This is a genomic window from Microbulbifer maximicatervae (SeqCode) (assembly GCF_052468155.1).
The window spans coordinates 3,728,566-3,751,778 of record NZ_CP174335.1; the positions used below are offsets into that span (position 1 = coordinate 3,728,566).

General features: G+C 46.8%; 14 protein-coding genes. 7 read left to right on the plus strand and 7 right to left on the minus strand.

Translation table 11 applies throughout. The features are described from left to right. Positions 1-13: 13 nt before the first annotated feature. The 4 genes from ACJJIY_RS15890 to ACJJIY_RS15905 form a co-directional block, all read right to left on the minus strand. Positions 14-6,640 carry a non-ribosomal peptide synthetase gene (locus ACJJIY_RS15890; protein WP_445358320.1) on the minus strand — a complete coding sequence of 2,209 codons (6,627 nt, stop codon included), beginning with the start codon at positions 6,638-6,640 and terminating at the stop codon, positions 14-16. After that, complete coding sequence (locus tag ACJJIY_RS15895) at positions 6,618-8,033, minus strand: isochorismate synthase (protein ID WP_445358321.1); 1,416 nt, start codon at positions 8,031-8,033, stop codon at positions 6,618-6,620. Before ACJJIY_RS15895 ends, ACJJIY_RS15890 begins: the two co-directional genes overlap by 23 nt. Then, positions 8,030-8,359 (minus strand): isochorismate lyase, encoded by a 330-nt coding sequence (locus ACJJIY_RS15900; protein ID WP_020415350.1) that lies wholly within the window; start codon positions 8,357-8,359, stop codon positions 8,030-8,032. Before ACJJIY_RS15900 ends, ACJJIY_RS15895 begins: the two co-directional genes overlap by 4 nt. Positions 8,360-8,676: 317 nt before the next feature. Continuing rightward, positions 8,677-9,414 (minus strand): thioesterase II family protein, encoded by a 738-nt coding sequence (locus ACJJIY_RS15905; RefSeq protein ID WP_445354145.1) that lies wholly within the window; start codon positions 9,412-9,414, stop codon positions 8,677-8,679. Positions 9,415-9,535: 121 nt separating this feature from the next. Here ACJJIY_RS15905 and ACJJIY_RS15910 point away from each other — a divergent pair, with 121 nt between their 5' ends. Then, entirely contained in the window at positions 9,536-11,140 is a 1,605-nt protein-coding gene (locus tag ACJJIY_RS15910; protein ID WP_445358322.1) for a (2,3-dihydroxybenzoyl)adenylate synthase, read from the plus strand. Positions 11,141-11,224: 84 nt separating this feature from the next. On the opposite strand, the gene ACJJIY_RS15915 is transcribed toward ACJJIY_RS15910, so the two are convergent. After that, complete coding sequence (locus ACJJIY_RS15915) at positions 11,225-11,983, minus strand: putative outer membrane beta-barrel protein (protein ID WP_444897406.1); 759 nt, start codon at positions 11,981-11,983, stop codon at positions 11,225-11,227. 962 nt (positions 11,984-12,945) lie between these two features. Between ACJJIY_RS15915 and ACJJIY_RS15920 the strand changes: the two genes are divergently transcribed. The 4 genes from ACJJIY_RS15920 (at position 12,946) to ACJJIY_RS15935 (ending at position 18,321) form a co-directional block, all read left to right on the plus strand. Next, positions 12,946-14,163: a CaiB/BaiF CoA transferase family protein gene (locus ACJJIY_RS15920; RefSeq protein WP_445358323.1), complete on the plus strand. Its 1,218-nt coding sequence runs from the start codon at positions 12,946-12,948 to the stop codon at positions 14,161-14,163. Positions 14,164-14,281: 118 nt separating this feature from the next. Continuing rightward, on the plus strand, positions 14,282-15,472 hold the full coding sequence (locus ACJJIY_RS15925) for an AMP-binding protein (RefSeq protein ID WP_445358324.1): 1,191 nt from the start codon (positions 14,282-14,284) through the stop codon (positions 15,470-15,472). A 61-nt stretch (positions 15,473-15,533) separates the two neighbouring features. Then, positions 15,534-16,505, plus strand: a complete 972-nt coding sequence (locus ACJJIY_RS15930) for a methyltransferase (RefSeq protein WP_444897409.1) — start codon at positions 15,534-15,536, stop codon at positions 16,503-16,505. Positions 16,506-16,968: 463 nt separating this feature from the next. Beyond that, a complete protein-coding gene (locus ACJJIY_RS15935) occupies positions 16,969-18,321 on the plus strand; it encodes a lectin-like protein (RefSeq protein WP_444897410.1) in 1,353 nt (450 codons plus the stop codon). 272 nt (positions 18,322-18,593) lie between these two features. On the opposite strand, the gene ACJJIY_RS15940 is transcribed toward ACJJIY_RS15935, so the two are convergent. Continuing rightward, positions 18,594-19,841, minus strand: coding sequence for a DUF418 domain-containing protein (locus ACJJIY_RS15940; protein ID WP_445358325.1), 1,248 nt, complete (start codon positions 19,839-19,841; stop codon positions 18,594-18,596). Positions 19,842-19,928: 87 nt separating this feature from the next. Here ACJJIY_RS15940 and ACJJIY_RS15945 point away from each other — a divergent pair, with 87 nt between their 5' ends. After that, positions 19,929-20,879 (plus strand): IS5 family transposase, encoded by a 951-nt coding sequence (locus ACJJIY_RS15945; protein WP_444895065.1) that lies wholly within the window; start codon positions 19,929-19,931, stop codon positions 20,877-20,879. Between the two features lie 139 nt (positions 20,880-21,018). Here the strand turns inward: ACJJIY_RS15945 and ACJJIY_RS15950 are convergent, their stop codons facing one another. Next, a complete protein-coding gene (locus ACJJIY_RS15950) occupies positions 21,019-21,375 on the minus strand; it encodes an urea transporter (RefSeq protein WP_445358326.1) in 357 nt (118 codons plus the stop codon). Positions 21,376-22,339: 964 nt separating this feature from the next. On the opposite strand from ACJJIY_RS15950, the gene ACJJIY_RS15955 reads away from it, so the two are divergent. Next, the gene (locus ACJJIY_RS15955) at positions 22,340-23,212 is read left to right on the plus strand and encodes a hypothetical protein (protein ID WP_445358327.1); all 873 of its coding nucleotides are present in this window, start codon (positions 22,340-22,342) and stop codon (positions 23,210-23,212) included. The last annotated feature ends 1 nt before the right edge of the window (position 23,213 follow it).

Sequence of the window (23,213 nt, forward strand, 5' to 3'; positions counted from 1 at the left end):
TTACTTATCAAATTCATATCACGCCCTCTTCCACCATATCCGCATCAATATCCACTGGCGGTTCCATTGTGCTTAGGGCACCGGCAACATCTGCCAGTCTCGGAGAGGCAAATAAACGTCTGAGGGGAAGGAGCAAACGGTGCTGCTGTTTTAGGCGGTCAATAAACCGGGTTGCCAATAAACTATCGCCACCCAATTCAAAGAAATTTTGATCGCGGTTTATTACGGGCAGGCTAAGAAGCTCTTGCCAAATCTGGGCTACCAGACGCTCGTTATCCGTCACCAGTTCAGCCGCTTTTTCCTGTTGCGGTTTTTCCACCGCATTCACGAGTTTTAATACTGAAGCCCGATCCAATTTTCCGTTTGCACTTAGGGGCATTTCCGGCAAAGTCACTATGAAATCCGGAACCATGTAGGAAGGCAGGTAACAGCGAAGATACTCGCGTAAGTCATCAGTACTAAAAGTTGAAGGACATTCAGGTTTGAGCACAACGGCAGCGACCAGCTGTTGTTCTTCTGTGGCCAGCACCAGGGCGCGCTGCACAAACATCTGACGATTAAATACGGTTTCGATTTCACCCAGCTCTATGCGATGGCCACGGACCTTGACCTGGCAATCGGCGCGCCCCAAAAATTCCAGGCATCCATTCGGCCAGTAGCGTCCAAGATCCCCTGTGCGATACCAGCGCTCACCATCGACCCTAACAAAGCGCGCTTCAGTCAACTCGGGAGCCGCGCGATAGCCCATGGCGACTCCGTCACCGCCAATCCACAGCTCACCCGTTGTCCAGTCAGGGCAGTCGCGCCTCTGGGCATCCATTACCCTGAATTTCTGGTTAGCCAGGGGGTATCCGTAGGGGATCGAGTGCCAGCTTGGGTCAACGTCTATAACTTCAAAACTGTTGGACCAAATAGAAGCTTCCGTGGCGCCCCCCAGTGCGATAAAACGGCAATCGGGCTGTATTTGTTTTAATCGCTGGGGTAAATCCAGGCCAATCCAATCGCCGGAATTTAATACCAAACGCAAATTGCCAGGCGGTGTACCGGCACCGACAGTGAGTAACATGTCCAGTAGTGCCGGTACCGTATTCCAGATGGTGACGCCGTAGTGACATACCCATTGATGCCAGCGCTCGGCATCCCGTCGGTCCTCTTCTTCAATCAATACCAGCGCACCACCGACCGATAGCAGTCCGAAAATATCGTAAACAGAGAGGTCAAAATCCAGGGCTGAAATGGCCAGTACACGATCATTTTCATCAACAGAGAAACGTTCGTTGATATCCGCAATGGTATTCCAGGCGGCACCATGACTAATTTCGACGCCCTTGGGTTCACCTGTGGAGCCGGAAGTGAAAATGATATAAGCCAGTTGCTCAGCTTCTGTTGCAATAGGCTCATCTATAGGAGCGAACTGTTCGGCCTGTTGAATTGCACTTTGGTCGAGCACCACTTTTACATCGGCACGGCGCAACATTGACTCACGCCTCGCCTGCGGTTGATCGATACCGACAGGTAAATAAGTGGCTCCCGCTGCGAGTACGCCCAAAACAGCGGCAATCTGGTCGGGTCCTTTCGGCAGGTTAACGGCCACCACCTCGGCAGGTGAAACCTGGCTTTCCAATAACCAGGCAGCGATACGCAAAGCACGTTCTGCCAGAACGCCATAACTCAGAGAATTATCGTCTCCCCAATATAAGGCGATATTGTCGGGATTTGCTTTTGCCCGCTGGAAAAATCGCTGCGACAAATTATCCGTTGGGTCAATTGCGGTACGCTTTTCAAGCTGGGTTCTCAGTTCCCGTTGAGCCTTGGGTAATAAATCAGGCGGTGTGGAATCCCATTCAGCGTCACCCGCCCATTGGAGTAAGCCGATATAGGCCTGGAACATTTCCGCGCACATCCCCTCAGGGAAAAGCGCTTCGACCACATCCCAATTTAAGAAAACGCCTCCCTCGACTTCGACCACCTGGTGATCCAACCAGACTTGCGGCGTTTGTGTCAGGGCCCAGATGGGTTCCCGCAGAGGCCCATCCTCCGGTGCCGCTGTGCCACCGGGAATACCCAGTGCACTGGTGAAAACCACGGGCATTGTGGCTTCCGCGTCGCTCTGCCGGCGGGCTAATTCCCGCATCAGGCTTACACTGGAAATTTCGCGATGTTCCAGGGCCGCGCCAACTTCCCCTTGTATTTTTCGCGCTCTTGCCAACCAACTGTCGCTGGCTTCTGGCCAGTAACCCACCAGGGTCAAAGAGGTAAAGTCGCCCATTACCCGATAAATATCCGGGTGAACCTCACGGCGGTCGAATAAGGTAAGGTTCAGGCTCAAATCAGGGCGACTGCTCCAGCGGCTAAGCACTTCGGCAAATGCAGTTAGAAGCAGACTCGAAGGCGTGATTCCCTGTTCAGCAGCACGTGCAACCAGGCTTTGCCAGGTACTCTTGTCGATATGCTGTTGATGACGCACGAAATGCGGCCGTTCAATGGATGCCGGCTCCCGAATAATGGGTAATTGGGGCGCGGGGGGTAGCTCTGATAATTTGTGCTGCCAAAATGTTTTTGCGGCAGCCAGGGGACCTTCTTCAAGATCACTATCAAATACCGCGGTAGTTTGCGGCAACACATTGCGCACATAGTCGCGGAAAGATAGATCGATTGCAGGTAGATCAGTTTCAGGGCTCTGATAGAGGATATTTAACTCTCGGTAAAACAGCAGAATACTGAAAGCGTCGAGAATTAAATTATCCAACCCGATAGCCAATCGGGTATTGCGCTCACAGCGCACTGCACGGACATCAAACAGCGGCCATCGGCTTGGCTCAAACACCTGCTGCGCATATTCCTGCCGCAGTTCCGCTAAAGCAGAAGTCGGATCACTGTCTATCTCTGTAACATTGATGGAAAATCTCGGCACATCCGCAAGGATGCGCTGTCGCCCCTCACTGTCGAATACAGCCCGCAGCATCTCATGCCGGGCAATCATGTCGTTCAGCGCAGATTCCAAACGCTCCAGATCGAGATCAACAACGTCATATTCGCGATAAAAATGACAACCAATGCCACCCAAAACAAATTCTGGGTCCCTTCCCAGCCAATAGGCCCGTTGAACCTCAGTAGGTTCAAAAAGCTCGTGGCGATTGGCCGTATCCGATTGCCAAGGCGTAGTGGCAATTTCGGTGGCGCTGTTATTCTGCTCTGGGTTCTCAGCAGGGTCTTGAGCTAATGTCGCAGCAAAGGCGGCCAGGCTTGGCTGGCTAAACAATTCCGACAGTGTGACACCTTCAAAACCAAACTCACGCAGATCTCGCACAACACGGGTTGCTAACAGGGAGTCTCCACCGAGTGCGAAGAAGTTGTCGTCCCGGGCGATATCAGCAACATTGAGGAATTTACTCCAGGCGGCAGCCACCTGCTGCTCTAATTTACCTTGCGGCGGGTTCTGCTTTGCCTGATGCTGCGCTAGGGATTCATCGGCAAGCTGCTGCAAACTACCGCGATCAATTTTGCCATTGGCGGTAAGGGGGATCTCAGTGAGACAGCAAAGCTCACTGGGAAGCATGGCGCTGGTCAATCGCTGGGTCAGGAATTCCCGCAAGTCGCTCAAGGGTTCCTGCAATTGCTGCAAATCAACAAAGCACTTTTCTGAAGCGGTGCTGGATTTCGCCACTTTGGGCTCTGGAACTACAACCGCAACCACACCTCGCTGGGTCAGCAGAGCGACCGCTTGCGCAATCGCATTGTGCGCAGTCAGCGCGGCTTCAATCTCACCGAGTTCGATGCGGTGTCCACGCACTTTGATCTGGTTATCGGCGCGGCCCAAAAATTCCAGACAACCATTTGGCCAGTAGCGACCCAAGTCTCCGGTGCGGTACCAGCGCTCGCCTTCGTCTGTCACAAAACGGGCTGCGGTGATACCGGGAGCACCGCGATACCCCAAAGCAACGCCAGCACCACCGATCCACAACTCCCCTGTCACCCAGTTGGGGCAATCGCGCCCCAAGGCATCCACCACTCTGAATTGCTGGTTGGCTAAGGGGTAACCATAGGGAATAGATCGCCAAGAGGAATCAACTTCTTTGACTTCAAAACTGTTCGACCAGATAGAAGCTTCAGTGGCGCCACCCAAAGCGATAAAGCGGCAACCGGGGTTTACTCGTTTTAACCGTTCCGGCAGGTCGAGGCTGATCCAGTCGCCAGAATTTAATACCAGGCGCAGCTCTCCAGCTGGGGTATTACCACCCGTGGCCAGCAGCATATCCAACAGCGCCGGCACCGTATTCCAAACAGTAACGCCATGCTGGCACACCAGCTGATGCCAGCGCTCAGCATCCCGCCGGGATTCCTCTTCAACCAATACCAATGCTCCGCCGGCGGACAAGAGCCCAAAAATATCGTAAACGGAAAGGTCAAAATCCAATGCCGATACGGCCAGCACGCGATCATTTTCATTAACCGAAAAGCGCGCGTTAATGTCCGCTATGGTGTTCCAGGCACTCCCGTGACTAATTTCGACGCCCTTAGGTTCACCGGTAGAGCCAGAGGTAAAAATGGTATAGGCGAGATCTTTTGCCTCTCCCACAACAGGCTTGGATAAAGGCGCGACACCAGAGAGCACAGACAAGTTATCTATAACCAGCTTGGCTCCAGCAAGTTTGAGTACGCGCTCTCTACGCAACGGTGGCTGGTCTATACCCAGTGGCAGATAAACCGCTCCTGCCGCTAATACGCCCAAGGCTGCAATAATCTGCTCCGGCCCCTTGGGTAATAAAATACCGACCAAATCACCGGGCTCAACACTTTGAAGCTGTAAATACGCGGCCATCGCCAAAGCACTGTGGGCCAACTCCCCGTAACGGATTTGTTCACCGTTCCAATAGAGAGCCACTGCTTCCGGGCAGTTTTTGGCATTGCTAAAAAAATGTTCGTGTAATTGGTGAGACTGGTATGGCTTGGCTGTGGAATTAACCTGCTGGCGCTGGTGCTTTTGCTCCGCTGGTAGCAGCGATGGTATCGGCTGGGCCCAAAATTCCGGGCTACCGATCAGGCATTCCAGTAACTGCGTAAAGGCCGCAAACATGCCATCCAGGACGCCGGGAGCAAAAGCAGCTTCCCGCGCATCCCAGTTTACGGACAGGCCACCTTTGAGTTCCATAACCTGTACGTCCAGCCACACTTGTGGCCCTTGGGAGATAATCCAATTGACATCTCCAAAGGCACTCCGAACTGACTCGCCAAATAATTCTCCCAACCCAAGCGCACTGGTAAAAACAACCGGCGCAAACACCGTTTGTCCCTGTTGCCTGCTGAGGTCACGCAGCACCTCTACGCCGGAATAACTCCCGTGCGCTACATCCTGACGGAAGTTGTGTTGTAAACGCTGTGCACGCTCAACAAAGGTTCCACTCTGGCTGCCCTGCCAGGCAAGCAAGATCGAAGAAGTAAAGTCTCCTACCAGAGAGTTGACATCCCGGTGCAGGGATTCCCGGTCGAACAGGGGGAGATTCAGCAGGAAATCTGACTCTTCGCTATAGGCCGTAAGCACTTCCGCAAGCGCCGCTGCCAGGGTCATGGACAAAGTAATACGGTGACGGCTCGCAAGTTCTGCCAGCTGGTTTTTCTGGTCCGCAGACAAGCTATAGTGACGCCGAACAACTCGACGAGTGTCTTTGGACTCAGCACCTATTGCGGTTGGCAACTGAGGGGCACCGGGCAAATCTGCCAGGCGACCCTGCCAGTGTTCTTTGGCCTGCTGCTTCTCAGCTCGGCGCTCTTCCTTTGAGTGAAGAGCGCTGCGGTCAGCCTGGTAGCGCGGATAAATGTAATTAAGCGGTACCAGAGACTGCTCTGGTTCCAGGTAAAGCTTGGCCAGGTCATTCAGTAATACGCGCAGACTAAAGGCATCTGCAGCTACCATATCCAGATTAATATGCAGGCGTGTGCCGCCAGCTTTTAATTCCGCAGGTAACAATGAGAGCTGTACATCAAAAACCTCGCCCTGCGATATATCCAGCTGCCGATGGGAGAGTTGCTCCCTAACAGCGATAAGACTCTGCTCCGCTTCTGCGGTAGCCTGATGCCTGAAATCATGAACCTTTAAACCGGGCCAGCTCACTTCTGTGGGAATCTGCTGTCGACCATCATCGAGGATTTGAACACGCAGCATCCCATGCCGCTCGAATAGGGAGCGCACAGCCTGTTCCAGTTGCTCAGGTACTACATCCTGGCCATCAAACTCATGATAAAAATGTGCGGCTACACCCCCTAAATATTGGTTCGGGTCTCGTCCAATCCAATAGGCATGTTGCATCGGTGCCAAATCAAAGGGAGTGCCTTCATCAAAGACTCCCTGCACAGATAAATGTTCACTGGTACTTTCTTCAGTTCCAGTAGCCAACTGAGGTAGAGAAAGCCAGGCTTCCAATTGAGGCACTGCAATAAGATCAGCAAATTTTACTTTGATCTTTTTCTGCCTTAATTGACCAGCTATCTTCATGATTTGTACTGAGTTAAGCCCCAGTGCAATTAAGTCAGCTTGCGGATGAATGCCATTAATATCGGCATCAATAGCCTGACAAACTAAATCCTTTAACAAACTGGCCGGACTGATTGGCTCTGATTTATTCTGCGGCTTCGGCGACAAGAGATACGCTCCTTATTGCGTCTCGGATAACACGCATTTTGATACAACTTTCACGATACTCGTGGGCAGGAAGGGAAGCCTCAACCAGGCCACAACCGGCAAATAGTGTTACCTTGCCCGGAGTAGTAAGTGCAGAGCGCAGCGCAACAGCAAACTCCCCTTCCCCCTCGGCATTGAGCCAACCAACAGGTCCGGCATACCAACCGCGATCCAGGTCTTCATTTTCACGGATATACTTCAGTGCTTTTTTCCTCGGCAGGCCTCCCACCGCAGCACTTGGGTGTAAATCCGATAAGATATCCAACAGATTTACACCATCTTTCACCAAGCCCTCTAGAGGCGTCAGCAAATGCTGAATTTGCTTTAATTTACAGAGTTGGGGCGGTTCAGGTTCCGCTACGCTGTGGCAGTATTTGCGCAAAATAGAAAGGAGATGTTGGACAACCAGGTCGTGTTCAAATCGGTCCTTCTCGCTGTCAAGCAGAGATATCCCCAATTTGTAATCAGTTGCCAGGTCTTTTCCCCGAGGTGCGCTACCGGCCAAAGCCACTGTGCTAATACGCCCGTCTTTACCAGCCGCTAAGCGCTCAGGCGAAGCCCCAAGAAAGCAACTTTTTCCGCGGGAAAAGGCAAATAAATAGGCATCGGGGTAAGATTCTTGTAAATATCCGAGAATACTTCCCGGGCAGCAATCCGCGCTCAGTGATTCAGAACGAGCGAGAACTACTTTTTGAAACTCGTTGCGCTTGATTGATTCGACCGCACCAACTACACGCTGCTGCCAAGCTATTTGGCCTGCATAATTTTGGCTAAAATCAGACTCCACCGAAAACACATTGTCATTCGCAGAAAGGTCGGAGCTACGAGACAAAATATGCTGCCACCGCGCCTTCATCCGCTCCGCAGTCTGATTGCATTCTGTTTGATCGGTAACGATAAAATTCATTACCAGATAACTGCGACCCCCTTCACAGTAAAGGGCCAACTCGGGCAACGTAAGCGCCCCTGCGGGAAAGTCTTGCCACAAGGATGAGGAATCTTTTTGGCTATCAAAAGCAAACCCACCACACAAAACCGGCCGATGCCCCCCGCTTACCACAGCGGAGGACAGTAATTTTTGCCAATTGGCTTGGATTTCAGACCAAGATTCCCCTGGGGCACAACTAAATTCACAGGCAGAGCCAAAGGTCACAGCATATTCATCTCTAGAGGGCACACCCCACAGAGACGCGAATCTTTCATGCTGATAGCCGGTGGCAAACAACTCTATTGGGTTGCGTCTATGACATGGAGTTGAAAACGATGCCAGAACCTCTGGCTGCCCCCGGCTTACCCTGGACTTGGCTTCCTGCAAACAGGCTTCCAGGCCAGCATATTTAGAGCGGCCCTTCATACACCTTCCTCAACGGGCAAGCCGCGCTCAGCGCGCCAATGCAGCTTTTGTTGGTTGATAAACCAGTGAATAATCCCGGTAAAAAGCTGCTCTATATAATCTGCGGAAAGTTGTTCTTTCTCAGCCCAACGACGGCGGTCAATCAACATATCCGCAACCCGGTCTGGAGCAGGAATACTCGTTTCATCCGGCTTGAACTGGGCTGCTGACAAAACATACCCCATACGCCGCTGCAACAGCCTGATGATCTCGCGATCAATGGAATCGATACCTTGGCGGATCTCATTCAGATTTTCACACTCCATTGGTAGCTTCGTTGCTTGCATAGAAACTCCATCACCTAAGCAGTTCATCTTCCCATCAATAATGAAACGTTATAACATATCATTTACGAAATCAACGGGATGTTTGTTTTGGATTTGGGCGTCAGGGTGGAGAGAGAGTGTGCTACTTGTTACTAAAGAGAAATAATTCGAACATCATCAAAAATAATGATCCCGGATTAATCGAGGCAGAGATCCGCTATCTATTGAACGATGGAGAATATAGGGCCGCTCAACAGCCCTATTCTCCCGATAATTAATTTCGATAGCGTTACAAGAAACAGAAAGATTTTATACGGCCAACTTAACTTTACATGCAGTTAGGCCAAGCGGAGCTTCTGAACAATATGGCCAACCACCAGATCAGGACAATCTGACAGATAAAAATGGTTACCTGCGTATTCTTTCAGTTGGAACTCACCATTGGTCCACTGCTGCCAACCCCGAGCTTCATCGGTGCTCAACTCAGGATCATCCCGTCCTAGCATCGCGGTGATGGGACAATCTAAAAGTTGGTCCGAGGACATCTTGCTGGTTTCGATCAATCGATAATCCTGGCGTATAGCAGGAAGTAGTAGAGCCCTTAACTCAGGAATTTCCAATAATTCAGGAGAGGTGCCGCCAAGCTCAATGAGTTGTTGGCACAGAGATTCATCACTCAACTGGTGTACGTTTCCAATCTTTTGAAATTGTGGAGCTTCGCGCGCAGAGACAAATATGTGTTCAGGACCGCACAATTTTTCGCGATACAAGGAGAGAGCCAATTCATGAGCAACTGTAGCTCCCATACTGTGCCCAAATACTGCCCAGGGTTTATCGATGACAGGTTTGATAGCCCTACTTAACAAAGCAATTAAAGTTTGCATATTTGTGGGCATAGTTTCATTACAGCGTTGCTCCCTACCCGGTAAACATACGAGCACCAATTCTATGGAATCTGGCAATAATTTCGCCCAAGGTCGATAAAGTGATGCTGTACCACCAGCATGAGGCAAACACAAAAGTCGGATAGCCGCTTTAGGTTGAGGGCGAGGGATTTGTAGCCAAGCGCCGGACATAGATTTATCTCAATAAGAAATTTGAAGCCGTGAATACTAACTGTTAATTCTTAATTTAGAAATCTGAAGAAGATTCAAAAAAACACTCCCCTGCTCCACCCAAACATTTCAGGAGACCAGCATGGAAAATAATTTACTTAATGGATACACGCCTCACCCAAAGGAACTAGAGGATTTCTATCAGCAACAAGGAATTTGGGATAACCAACCTATTTGGGAGCTGATCACACGTAATGCGAAAAACTTTCCCAATCAATGCGCAGTTCGGGACCTATCGGATCAATTAACTTATGCTGAATTGGTTAATGAGGCCGATAGCATTGCTGCAGGCCTGGTGGAACAAGGCTACAAAGTTGGGGAGCGGGCAATACTCCAGTGGAGCAATCAGGTCAGTTTTATTACAACCCTGCTCGGCTTATTTCGAGCGGGACTGGTTCCTGTACTAGCTTTGCCTGCGCATCGCCAAAATGAAATATGCCATTTTGCACAGGTCTCGGGTGCCAGTATCTATATCACTTCAGGAGCGGAAAGTGATGCAAGCCGTCACAGCATGATAGAACAAATTGCTTCGCAATCTCCGACTTTGCGAGGCATATACAGTTCTGATGAAAATGACACATTCCCCTCCCTGCCCAGAAGAGAATGCCAAGGCTTCACCCCTGTTCCCGTAGACCCCAACGCCCCAGCTCTATTCCTCGTTTCCGGTGGCACTACAGGACTTCCGAAACTTATTCCACGCTCCCACAATGACTATCGCTACAACATTACCTGCGCTACGGCTGCTTGTAATTTAGGAAAAGATGAAATCTATCTGGCAGTACTCCCCGCCGCCCATAATTTTCCATTGGGTTGCCCCGGCATTCTGGGCACGCTATCCATGGGTGGGCAGGTAATATTCACCAAAGATGCAAGCCCGGACTACTGCTTTGAGCTGATAGAGCGTTACGGCGTAACCGCCACAGCCCTGGTCCCAGCACTGGCTCAAGTCTGGACTGCAGCGACAGAATGGGAAGATGCTGATTTAAGCTCTCTCCGCTTACTTCAAGTTGGTGGCTCAAAACTGAGTCCAACTGACGCCTATGCTGCGATAGATGCTTTTCCCGGTGCACTACAGCAGGTATTCGGTATGGCCGAAGGGTTGATTTGTTACACCCATCGCGAAGATAACAATGAAACCATCACCAATACTCAAGGAAGACCTATGAGTTCCCTCGATACTCTAAAAGTGGTTGATGAGTACGGACAGGAAGTGAAAGCCGGAGAAGAAGGAGAACTGCTTACTCGCGGCCCCTATACACTGAGAGGCTATTACCGTGCAGAAGAACATAACCGACGCGCTTTTACCCCAGATGGATTCTATTGCAGCGGGGATCGTGTACGCATTCTGGACAATGGCAATATTGTAGTTACTGGACGACTCAAAGATGTTGTAAATCGGGGCGGGGAAACATTTGCATGTGACGAAATTGAAGAGCATCTACTCGCCCACCCCAGCATCCAACAAGCAGCTATCATTGCTTTGCCAGACCAAGAGATGGGAGAGCAAGTTGGAGCGACTATCGTATGTACGGATAAAGCGCCAAGCTTGCAAACATTGCGCGACTTCTTAACCGAAAGGGGCCTGGCCAGCTTTAAGCTACCTGAGCAGCTTAAAGTGTTATCTCGTCTGCCGGTTACCGCAGTCGGGAAAGTTGATAAGAGGAAGCTCTTAGATCTTATCGATTAGTACTATTTGAGAGATTGAGCACCCATATTCATGAAAGTATGGCTTTAACCCATACTTTCATTTTAAATGAACAAGAAGTATAAATCAGAATATAAAGGATATACCAACTTGCAACACATTAAGGTTCCTTAAATCAAATTCTATATGGTCAAAGTCATTTATATAATACTCCCCCACCTTACCAACATTATGCAGCATGTATTCGGCACTTATACGGAAAGAATTATTAAAGTTGTATCGCGCACCTAGACCTACATGGAAATAGCTTTTACTGAATTCATTTGACCCATAATAGTTACCACCAGCGTAAAATTCATCCATAGTATATGACCAGTCCAGCTGCGCAAAACTATAGCCCAACAACAAATACATGCAGGACCTGTCGCAATACCAAGATAAATCCAGAGTTCCTGTAATTGAAAATACATCCAAGCGATGTTTCTGATTGACCTGGTATCGCTCAACAACTGTAACTTCGTCATCGATATAATCGATATTTTCTACCGATATCGATCGCCCTAAATTTGTTCTGCCATAGCTAAAGCGAAGTTCAAACGGGTAGCCATTGAAGTCGATCCCGATATCGACGCTGCCCCAAGGCTCACTTCCTGAACTTGAGGTTTTGTAGTAACTATATTCGTAAAAATAATCGTAGTAGAAATATGGGTCATAAAATACACCCACAGTACGATAATCCTGCTTAACCTCCAGCCTATTAACTCCACCATTCAGTGAAATATATGGACGAAACCCCCACGGGTTTTCTAGACTACCATAGTCAGCAGCTATGGCCTCCATGGAAAAAATAAGTGATCCAATAATGACAGCTGAGTGCAGGCGCATAGTAACCTCCTTGTCGCTTTACACAACTCAAGACCCTCACAGAATCCAATACATTGATTTGTCGATATGACTAAAAGTCCTTTACAGCGGAACAAAAAACAATTTGTCAAAGCTCCCATCTTGATATCGACAAATGGTGTTCTTATGCAATGAAAAGCTATGGATTCAAAGTAAATTTGTACTCCTATAAATTTAAAAATAGCAGTTACTCCTAACTTCCAGGGCTCAATTTACTGCCAGGGTAGCGAAAGGTGTTAGCAAAGTGATGAACGGGCATAAACCAACAATGTAAGAACGAAGCCGTTAGATTTATACACGCCGTTTAAATACTCTGAATTTCAGATATAAACAACAATCAAAAACGATACTCTTATATTATTCATACTTTGATGCCGAGCAACACAAGGAGGAGGGCTGAAAATCAGGACACTCCGCGATCCCTTGCCGTTTTATGTCATTTGACCAACTATTTTATGCTGGCATAACATTTACCTCAGCATCAAGATTCTTTGTGGCAACCCCGGTCAATGAATACGAAATTGCGTCCAGGGTTGTCACGCAAAACAATATCATTTTGGCGGCGCACATTTATCGGCTATCGCATATAACTCCACCCTGCTGATATGAAAACGATCCATATTCACATCCTTAAAAGCCATTAACTGGATCTCAAAGAGTCTAGTTTGCAATACCCGGTTGTGCGTTGGTGGCGCATACTTAGACTTACTACTAGGTAAAAACTATTTCTCGGATCGGGATACTATTTGTCAGTCAAACCTAAGAGGAATAATTAAACACTCAATGTCCGCCGTAACTTCAATAGATCCTAATAACCAATGCAAACTTCGTACTCTCTTTTCCCACATCAGAATTACACAGTGATCTATAAACTAATACCCACTTGTAACTAAGTGGCAAAACTTGGCTGGCCATTAATTTTGTTTGCGCAAATCAGGTATATCATGATGCTCCCTCTCCACGGAAAGCGTATTCTTTCATTCGAAACCTGGGGCGCAGGGTCCTTTCATGGCACTTTACTAGCTTTTCTGGGCGCAGAAGTAGTCAATATTGAAGACCCCAAACAAGGTGGGAATCCACTTAGAAAAATGGGATCTATCTATCTTGATGAAGCTCGCGAAGACAATGAGACAAGTGAATCGACGCTCCACAACAAGAAGAGCTTGGCCCTGGATATCAGGGATCCCACTGGCAGGGAGGTATTCTTGAAGCTTGTGAATAACTCACATGCTGTTATCGACAACTTTCGAGGTTCTTTGCCCGAAGAGTTAAGCGTTACCTATGCTGACCTCAAAGTGGCGAACCCCAAAATAGTTTGTACCCATCTCTCAGGGTATGGCAGAGACAACAATAGAAAGCACTGGCCAGGATATGATTTCCTTATGCAGGCAGAAACTGGTTGGATGTCAGTGACTGGAGAACCAGGATCGATCCCAACCAAAGTTGGCGTGTCAGTAGTGGATCTCCTGGGGAGTGTCTATTCAGCCCTCTGTACCGTTTCAGGGTTACTGAGGACCGAAGTCACAGGAAAAGGCGGTGATTTTGACACTAACTTATTCGATATTGCGCTAAATTGCCTCTGCTACCAAGGGTTATGGTTTCTCAACGAGGGGATAGTCCCAGGGAAGCAACCTCGCTCAGCCCACGCATCCCAAGCACCTTGCCAATTAGTAAAGACAGCAGATGGTTGGTTTTACGTGGCCTGCTTAACCCAGAAATTCTGGGAAATGCTTTGTCACGAACTAGGCTCCGATTTATTACAAACTGATGCCCGCTTTTTGACCAATGAAAGCAGGATGCAAAACAGAGAGCTGCTGACAGAAGCTCTGGACCAGCACTTCCAGAAGAGAACAACAAAAGAATGGTGCGCTCAAATGGAGGGTAAAATCCCCTGTGCCCCGGTCTATGATATCGCCGAGGCGCTTAACAACCCCTATGTCCAAGATAACGACAAGACTGTATCAATTCCTTATACACGCAGTACAAGCCGTGACTCAATACAATTTATAAACGCCCCCTTCTCTATTCCCGACACTCCTCCAGTGCCTTTTCAGCAAGCACCACTTTACGGAGAGAACACTCGAGAGATCCTTGGTGACCTGGGTATCCCACAAGATGAAGTGGAGTCCCTGGCAAAAGCTGGCGTGATCTATTGCTGCTGAAATGCATCGGTACTGATGAGGATAACTCCCAATTGGCCAGACCACTCTCTACCTAGGCGCCCTGTTACTACAATTTCCTCAGTTCCACCCGATACCTCACCACCCCAGGAAGACGGGATTGAACGGGAGCTACCTTAACGCTATGAACATCGGCCACCTGGATTGGAATGCCATTCTCGCCCACGCCCGCAGTCTTTCACTCTACGGCGGACCAGATATACCTGTTTCTGCCGTATGTCTCGATGACATCCCCGTTTGTGGCCCCGTTGAACTGAAACATATCAGCCAAAATGCCGCGCAGGAACACGGAGCCATTATCATGTCTAGCGGCGGCACAACTGGAAAGCCGAAGCTGGCCTATACACCTTATCACCAGGCAATTCAAAGATTGCTCAAGGAATGGCGCCCGCTCAGCTCTCAAAGTGTTCTTCTTAATCTCTTTAATCCTGGGCGGCTATGGGGTGCACACTACTTCATTCAAACACTGGCAGAGGCTTCCAAATGCACCATTGCACCTACAGGCCCCTTTATATCAGGTGAGGTGGAGAATTGGCTGGAACTTCTACATAACATCGATGTGGACTCACTTGCTGGCGCACCCACAGGACTGGCAGATTTTGCCGAAGGTATACTAGATTCAGGCTGCCAACTCCCAATAAAGACAATTATCTGGATGGGGGAACCTTGGACCAAAGCAAAGTTGAAGGTCATACGTAAGGCTTTCCCTGATGCTGGGCTGTGGTGCGACTATGGATCGGTAGAAACCAATAGCATTGCTGTCAATTCCCCTGAGTGTGATTTGAACATATATCACCTTTTAGCGGACCAATTGATCGAAACTGACGATCAAGGCGCCCTGCTTACCCGTGTAGGTACAGGGTGGACAGTACCGATAGTGCGTTACCGGTTAGGTGACCTAATCCAAAAAGCAACTTGTCCCTGTGGTCGCCCTAATGGCCTATCTATTCAGGGGAGAGCAGATGACAATGTCGGGTTATGCAGCGCCCTTCTGGACCTCAATAAGATCATAGAACTCACCTATGAATGTGAAGGCGTCGAAGAAGTTCAACTACTTCTCAGCGGCGACACACAAACAAAAAAGTCTGCCGATTCAATAGTCGTTCAGTTCACAGGCACGGCAAGTGCCAACAGCATCTGTGAGCATATTTTGAACAACATTCACAACCTCGCCTCTGTTGTCAGACAGTACCCTCAGTCCTTCACAGTACAAAAAGCCGAGCGACTTAAGCGTATCGAACGCACCAACAAAGTTCCCCGGGTTATTTGGAGAATGAGCGATGGGAAATAGCGGTAGAACTCAAAGCATAACTCCCCCTAGCGCATCCGACGGTCCTATGTGGGACCGTCTTATGGGAAACTATAATTTTGCCTGCCTGATGGTTTCTGCAAAGTTGGATATCACCGGGCTAATTGAACGCGGTTATGATTCCTGCGAAGCACTCAGTAAGGAATTGCAGCTCAGCAATAAAGGAATGGGCTTCTTTCTGCTGATTCTGAGTCATTTGGGGTATATCTGCTTCGACAAACAACAAGTGAAAAATACAGAGCTGGGAAAATGCTACCTCTCCAAAAGTAGTCACTACTATTGGGGGGAAGTCTTACTCGATCCTTTTCAAATCTATGACATCAATCACCTGGATAAAAAGATACTCACCAGCTTACAAAGAGAATATGAGCTGGAATGTAAAGGTCGCTCTGTAACCGACATGTGGCAAAAAAATGACATGGACAATGACTCGGCAGCAGCTTTTACTCATCTGATGCATTCGCAGGGGTTTGCCTCCGCAGTTGAGGCTGCTTCCTGCGGTATTTTTGAAAACGCTCAAACCTTACTCGATGCCGGTGGAGGCTCTGGAACCATTGCTCTCGCCTTCTGCGATACCTATCCTGAGCGCAATGCGCTGCTCTTCGACCTGCCGCCGGTTTGCGATATAGCAGCAATGTATATAAATAAGTTCAAGAAAAACCAGCAAATCCAGATAGTTAAGGGGGATTTCTTTAGAGACCCATGGCCTGAGGGGTTCGATGGCATTTGCTTTAGCAATGTGTTGCACGATTGGCAGCATGCTACATGCCAAATCTTAATCGACAGAGCCTTCGCACTTTTACCAAAAGGTGGGCAGGTATTTATCCACGATATGCTCTTCGATGATACTCGTTTAACGCCAAGCTTGTTCTGCTTTCATTTGTTTATGAACCACGGCTCCCAACTATACTCAGCCAAAGCGCTTTATCGGATGCTTGAGACAGCAGGATTTGTAAATCCTCAATCATACCAGGCACTCGGCTATTTCTCGGTATTATCAGCCAGAAAGCCCTAGCCCTACCCTTATTATCCTATTTTACTTATATGATATCTATCGCTACTTTCACGAGCAGTTCGTTTTTTGATTACCCTTTCGTCACCGACTGACTATTAGGGTATTAGCTAGAAAGTGTTTAACCTTTAAATAATAGTAAATAGTTTTTGGTTTAAGCATTATAAAACTATAACTTTGTGAGGTGCTTCTCGTTAATACATTTAAAGTAGCTAACAGGTTATATCTTTTCGATATCATTGCTTTCGCACTCTATTGCCCTTCAGGGGTTTATACTTGAAACATTTGAAGATTATTGAAGTTCCTGATATCCGACCTCACAAGGGAGACGGGTAGAAATAAACTTCATACGTTTAGAGACGCAAGTATTTCTGCATGCGATTACTTTTATCTCGGCAGTCGTAATAGAGAGCGCAATTAAATCTGTTTAAAAAATAACAAACTCAGGCGAACAGTAGGAATAATAATGAAAAAAAACTATTCATGGTCACTCTCGAAAGGGCTAAAGAAGATTTGTATCGCTTTATTTAGTTATATAACGTTGATGAGTACGCCTCTATTTGCAGAGACCGATCCTTATTCAATGTTGGTTCAATTCAACCTCTATTACGATTACGAGACAGAACAAGGTACCAATGACCACGCAAAATATGCACTCGAGCTACAACGGCGCCTGACTTACTCAACACCAATTCGCTATACACAAGTCCTTGCAACACACAACAGTTATAACTCTGATGCCTATGGTGCTATCTGGGTAGGCTCTGAACAATCTGCCAGGGTTAAAGACCAAATTGATATTGGTGCTGAAATTATTGAGCTGGACCTGCATCAGTTCAGTGGTGAACAATATTTTTGTCATGGCTCATTCTACTGTAATTTCTGGCTTGATCCTCAACGCGTTCCTATCTCTACTGTATTGGGAGATTTGAGGGATTGGGCTTACAAGCAGGATCAATATGGCACTAACCGTACAGTAATCGTACATATCGAAAATGCGGTATCGTCCGGTGCCCAGGTAACTTTTAAAAACCATCTTATAGATCAGATAGGCCTGGAATACATTTACACACCCCAAGACTATAGAGAGGACTTTCCCAATGGGGTTGAAGTCACGAGCTATAAACGAACCTCACTTCCCTCTCAAGAGTTATCACGGGAGACAGTCCGTAAACATGATGGTGTAAATGGGAAAAAGAGATTCGTATTTTTTTGGACAAAAAATGACAGCAATATTGGGGATGATAATGAGTCATTCGATGTAATATTCGATGGATGGGGTGGACTGGACAGGCACTGGAAGAGTGGCGATGACGATTCCCTGGACAACTGGGATGACGGTATCAACACCGTAGAACACTATGATGTCAGTGCTACAGACAGCAGATTTCAAAATAAAGGACTATGGTCTTGGGGAGAGGGAGAACCCAATGATCATGGTAACGGAGAGGACTGCGCTGTTATCAGAAGCGACGGGCGCTTTAACGACCGTCAATGTGATCGCTCTTATTCATTTGCTTGTAAAAGGCGGTTAAATGGAGAACTGCATGTAAACGACTTAAAAGATGATGGCGCTATCGATTACCCTGTTATGTGGTCACTGACTACGAGGAAGTCTACCTGGTCGAATGGAGAGAGTGAATGTCAGGCACTGGGTACTCAATGGCACTTCGATGTGCCTCGCAATATGATGGAAGCACTCGCATTGAAAAGTAAGCTGGCAGCTGCCAGTGAGACAGCAGCCTGGATTGCTTATACTGACCAGGATAGTGAAGGTACAATTGAAGGTGACTTTATAATAACAACTGTAGATTACTAAAAAGATATTGTAGGGTTCTTTGTCTTAAGGTAATTAGAGATCTACTAACTTTCAACTTGATCTGACAGTTACCCGCTTCTTAGAAGAAGCCCTGTCAGATCAAGTTCAATCATGCCTATTTTTAATATGATAACATCTTATCTTTACGGCCAATCATCCTATAAAAATATTTAAAAGATCTCGCAATAAAAAATCTGTGGTACAGGTAACGAGCTACCGATAACTCCTATTCTCAAGTTTAACCGCAGCCCGCCTAATTTTAGCTATAAACTCTATAAGCGCTGTTCGGTCGCCGGTACGCCCCTTTCCTTTATCAGCGGTGCAAACCTGAAATATGTTAAAGTTCGCCAAAACCACTCTAGCGGCCCCATACGAAATGCCTTAAGCCAAAGATCCGAATAGGCCAGCTGAAACAGACCCAGCAGCACACAGACCCCAAGTACTTCTATACGTGTCAGCTCACCATACAAACCCAATCCAAAGCCATAAAAAATATAAATGCAAATAAATGATTGAGCCAAGTAATTGGTAAATGCCATCCGCCCAACACTTTGGATCTTGCCTTTGATCCATAGGTGTTTACCTAATTTGAACCAAAGGCAGATCAAGCCGATATAACCGATACTGGTAAATGTGGACCCTACCAAATTAAAAATGGCACCATAGGTGAAATAATCATCCATACTCCAGTCATGACTATAGTTCCAGATAAGCCCTATACCGGTCAATGTCACCCCAATAGCCACCCCAGCAATAGCTAGTTTTTTGTAGGCAGACGAACTGGCTTTGCCACGTAGGATATCCAACTTAAACAGGCCCATTCCCAGCAACATCATAGCGGCAGCTTTTAAAACAATGGAGAGACTAAAGTAGGAAATAACGATTGCTGATTCCGGACTAGAAGCTAAATTACCAGCAACTAATCGACTCCCGACCAGATCCCAGAACCCTCCTCGATATATTTCTATATCTTGCTGGATCTGCGCTGTATCAGGGGCAAAAATGGCTGCCGTTGCATATCGAGCTTCCCCTGTTAGGGGTTGTATAAAAGCTCCTGCCAGATATGAGCTATATGCTGACAAGGCAAGCGTAATCACCCCCAATGCAATCAGCCAGCTTCCGCGCAACTTGCGTAACAAATACACAAACATGGCTATAAAGGCATAGATCATCAGGATGTCGCCTTCCCAAATGAAGATGCCATGACAAAGGCCAATCAACAGTAGCCAGAAATTTCGACTGTAGTGAATTTTTGCAGCAGACTTATTCTGCTGCTCGCGTTTCTCAGCTAATAGTATGATCCCCGCGCCGAATAGCATGGCAAAAAGCCCCATGAACTTTTGATCAGCAAACAAATGGAAAAAGCTAAAGAGAAAATCATTCAAAGGGCCATTTGGCAAATAGGCCTTCGGATTCAAATAAGCCGCCATAGGCATAGAGAAATTTATCATATTCAATAAAGGAAGCCCCAACAAAGCGACTCCCCTTAACAAATCCAGCTGTGATATTCGATCCTGCATATAAGTCCTTTTAAAACTAAGGAACCTCTGAATAATTCCAAGCCAATATTGGTAATATTCACCTACCCATCAAGACTACGATGAATTATGCACCAAGTCACCTTTGCCGAAGCAGAATATAAGCTAAAGCGCCGTATAACTCGCCGAGAGAAGTTTCTTTCTCAAATGGAAGCCCTCATCCCATGGCAGCGACTAGAAGCTCAGATCACTCCTTGCTATCCACAAGGCAAACGTGGCCGACAGCCATATCCATTGAGTGTCATGCTCCGTATTCATTGCATGCAGCTATTTTATAATCTCAGTGATCCCGCTATGGAGGATGCACTGTATGAAATTGAATCCATGCGTAGTTTTGCTGGATTGACTTTGAGCGGCCCAATTCCCGATGAAACAACGATTCTTAACTTTCGCCACTTACTGGAGCTCAATCAGCTAGGTGCAGCTCTTTTTGATGAAATCAACAAGCATCTTGCTGAGAATGGCATGGTACTGCGTGAAGGTACGATTGTAGATGCCACTATTATCTCTGCGCCAACTTCAACCAAGAATAAAAAGAAAAAACGTGATCCAGAAATGCATCAAACAAAGAAAGGCAATCAGTGGCATTTTGGAATGAAAATGCATATCGGGGTTGATGATGTGCTCGGAGTAATACATAGCATAGATACAACAGCAGCGAATTCGCATGATGTCACAACTACAGAGCGAGTTCTCCACGGGGAGGAGAAAAGAATCTGGGGAGACTCTGGGTACATTGGTGCGGAGAAACGTGAAGAGTTGAAAGAGCGGGAGGCGGATTGGTATATAGCAATGAAGCCGAGCAAGCTAAAAACTCTTCCAGGGCGTGATGCACTTCGTAAAGCGGAAAAGATCAAGGCGCAGATAAGAGCGAAGGTCGAGCACCCCTTCCGCTACATCAAACGGGTATTTGGTTATGACAAGGTCCGCTATCGGGGACTGGTAAAAAATACTGAGAGGCTGTGCTTACTGGCAGGCTTTACCAACTTAATAATAGGGAGAAAATACTTGGCTGCCTAGGGGTGGTTCGCCTGAAATCCACCTATTGAGGGTTTCAGATGAAAAATTAGTGGACTATTACGCGCAAATTACGCGTTTGTGCGTAATAAAGTGAATTTTTCAAGCAGCTCAGCTTAATTCTGGAAAAATGCTTCGTTGATCAGAGGGTCCTTAGGAAGCGTATGATCAAGACCGTAAGGATGCTTCCGATAATAATTAAGCAGACAGTAAGCGGAGATGGGGCATATAATAAGAACATAACTATGCCGATCAAAGCTCCATTGTATCCAAATAGACCCTCTTCAATTTCTTTATTAGGATAATGTAAAATGCCTGCACAAGAAGTTGCGATAATAACACCAAGTATGGCCCCAACAGCCATGGTAACTGAGTTGACTGCTATTCCGAGTAAGAATAGAAAACCACTCACTGCATTCTTTTGAAGGATGACCTGACCAATTCCACGGAAGAGACTGGCAAGGCAATATTTGGTCTTCGTTATTGTCGGCTTCATCATGATGCTAACTATTTACATCAACCCAAAGCTTTTGTATAGAATTCGCTACATGCGAAGCAGCTTATCTGTAATATTGTCCAGTCATAGTTTGCCGAACGGATTCAAGCTGTGTGTTTCTTTCATCTGTCCTCGGTGGTCGCCTATGGCGACAGTTGATTCGAGGTAGCCCCGATGTGTAAAGCCTATGACATCTATAGTGTGGAATCTATGGATGTCCAGAAATATTGCTACACCCAGTAAAATTAGGCTAGTAGGCAGAAGGTACATTTCTTCTACCAATCTGTCCAAAAAGCTTGGATTGGCCTGAGTAGCCTCTATTTACCAGGCTCCCACTACCATTATGGGGTGGTGGTAAAAGCAAATGGGCATTTGCCCCTTTTGGTGGTTGGCTAGAATGATGGTACCTCAGTTGCCCCCCACTCTTATCTGCGGGCATGGTTGTTGAGGGGTCCCTTACTACCTAATCTCAGGTAGACCTGAACAAAATATGTTGCGACAGCATCTTCTGTACCAGTTATTCAGCTGTAGGTTAGCTCAGTGTCTCGTGAGGAGATTAAGAGCAATGTAATGTTAAATGTGTTGTTCATAATATTTCTACTAATAGATTAATATGATTTCCGGTAATATGATATATTTAGGCTAAAAACACTAATACATAAGTATGGCTAAGGAGATTGGTTACATATTTTAATGTGAAAATTCAAGTGCAAATATATTATTAAGTGGCCATTGATAACCCTAAAAGGTAGAATTCTTGTGGTCAATCTAATATGGAAGGGTTGGCAAGTTTTTCTGTATAGCCCAATAGAGCACAACACATTGAATTTGGATTGCAAGTTAGAGTTAGCAGGTTAATTGGTAAGTTAGTGCTGCTAATTTTTATTAGTAATCAAAATGATTACCTGGATGTCGTCTCTCGTTGCGGCTAAATTTGTCATTAATTAAATGGAATGAGGACGTAGCTTTGGGTGCGCCAAATGAATTTCTTATCGGGGGGCCAGATTTTTGGGCCGAAATGAATAAGAGTAAGAATCTGAGTGGTTATACCTTTTGCAAGGATGGTGGTATTCACTATGTGATTTTTGACGATACGGTAAAGATGGAGCCCTTTGTGAGATCTGAAGAGATCATGTTTGATGTTCTTGCTAGGTCAATGGCGAGAGATAAAGATTACTTGGCGATTATTAATGCTCAATTTTATGACCTAACCCCTCAAGGCTATGCCGACTATGCTATTGGCAATGACGCGGTAACTCCGAAAGGTATTGAGGTTGAGGGGTATACTGTATTTGGTAAGGAGATTATAGCAGGGAGGCCAGCTCCAAAAAATTTTCATATCGCCAATCATTCCAGCCACCCTAAGAAATATACATTTGGATTTGGACAAGCACCCACTAATGCTGATGCTGCAATTGGAGGTGCGGGCCCTATTATAATAAACGGACTGCCCTATGGCCCAACAAACCTCTATAAGAAAGGTGCCCCAAAAGGTAAGCTTGTAGGGCAGCCGAGCAAAGAGAATGCCCCAAACCTTATTCGTAGAAGTAATGCCACTTTTAAAGCATTTAGTAATCATAAGTCTGCTCCAAAGACAGGAATGACTGTTGTTGCTCACCATTCAACTCATAAAAAGCTGGGCTTATTTGTTAAACCAGATGGTAGAAGTAACACCACACTTGAAAAGATGAAAAATAAGCTTGTCAGTTGCGGTTTTGATAATGCAATATTTTTGGATGGTAGTAACTCTTCAATGCTAATGGTCGGGGGGGAATTCTATGCGAGGCAAGGAGTGAGCAAAAACAAAACTAATGTTGTAGGCATTGGGTTTAAATATTAAA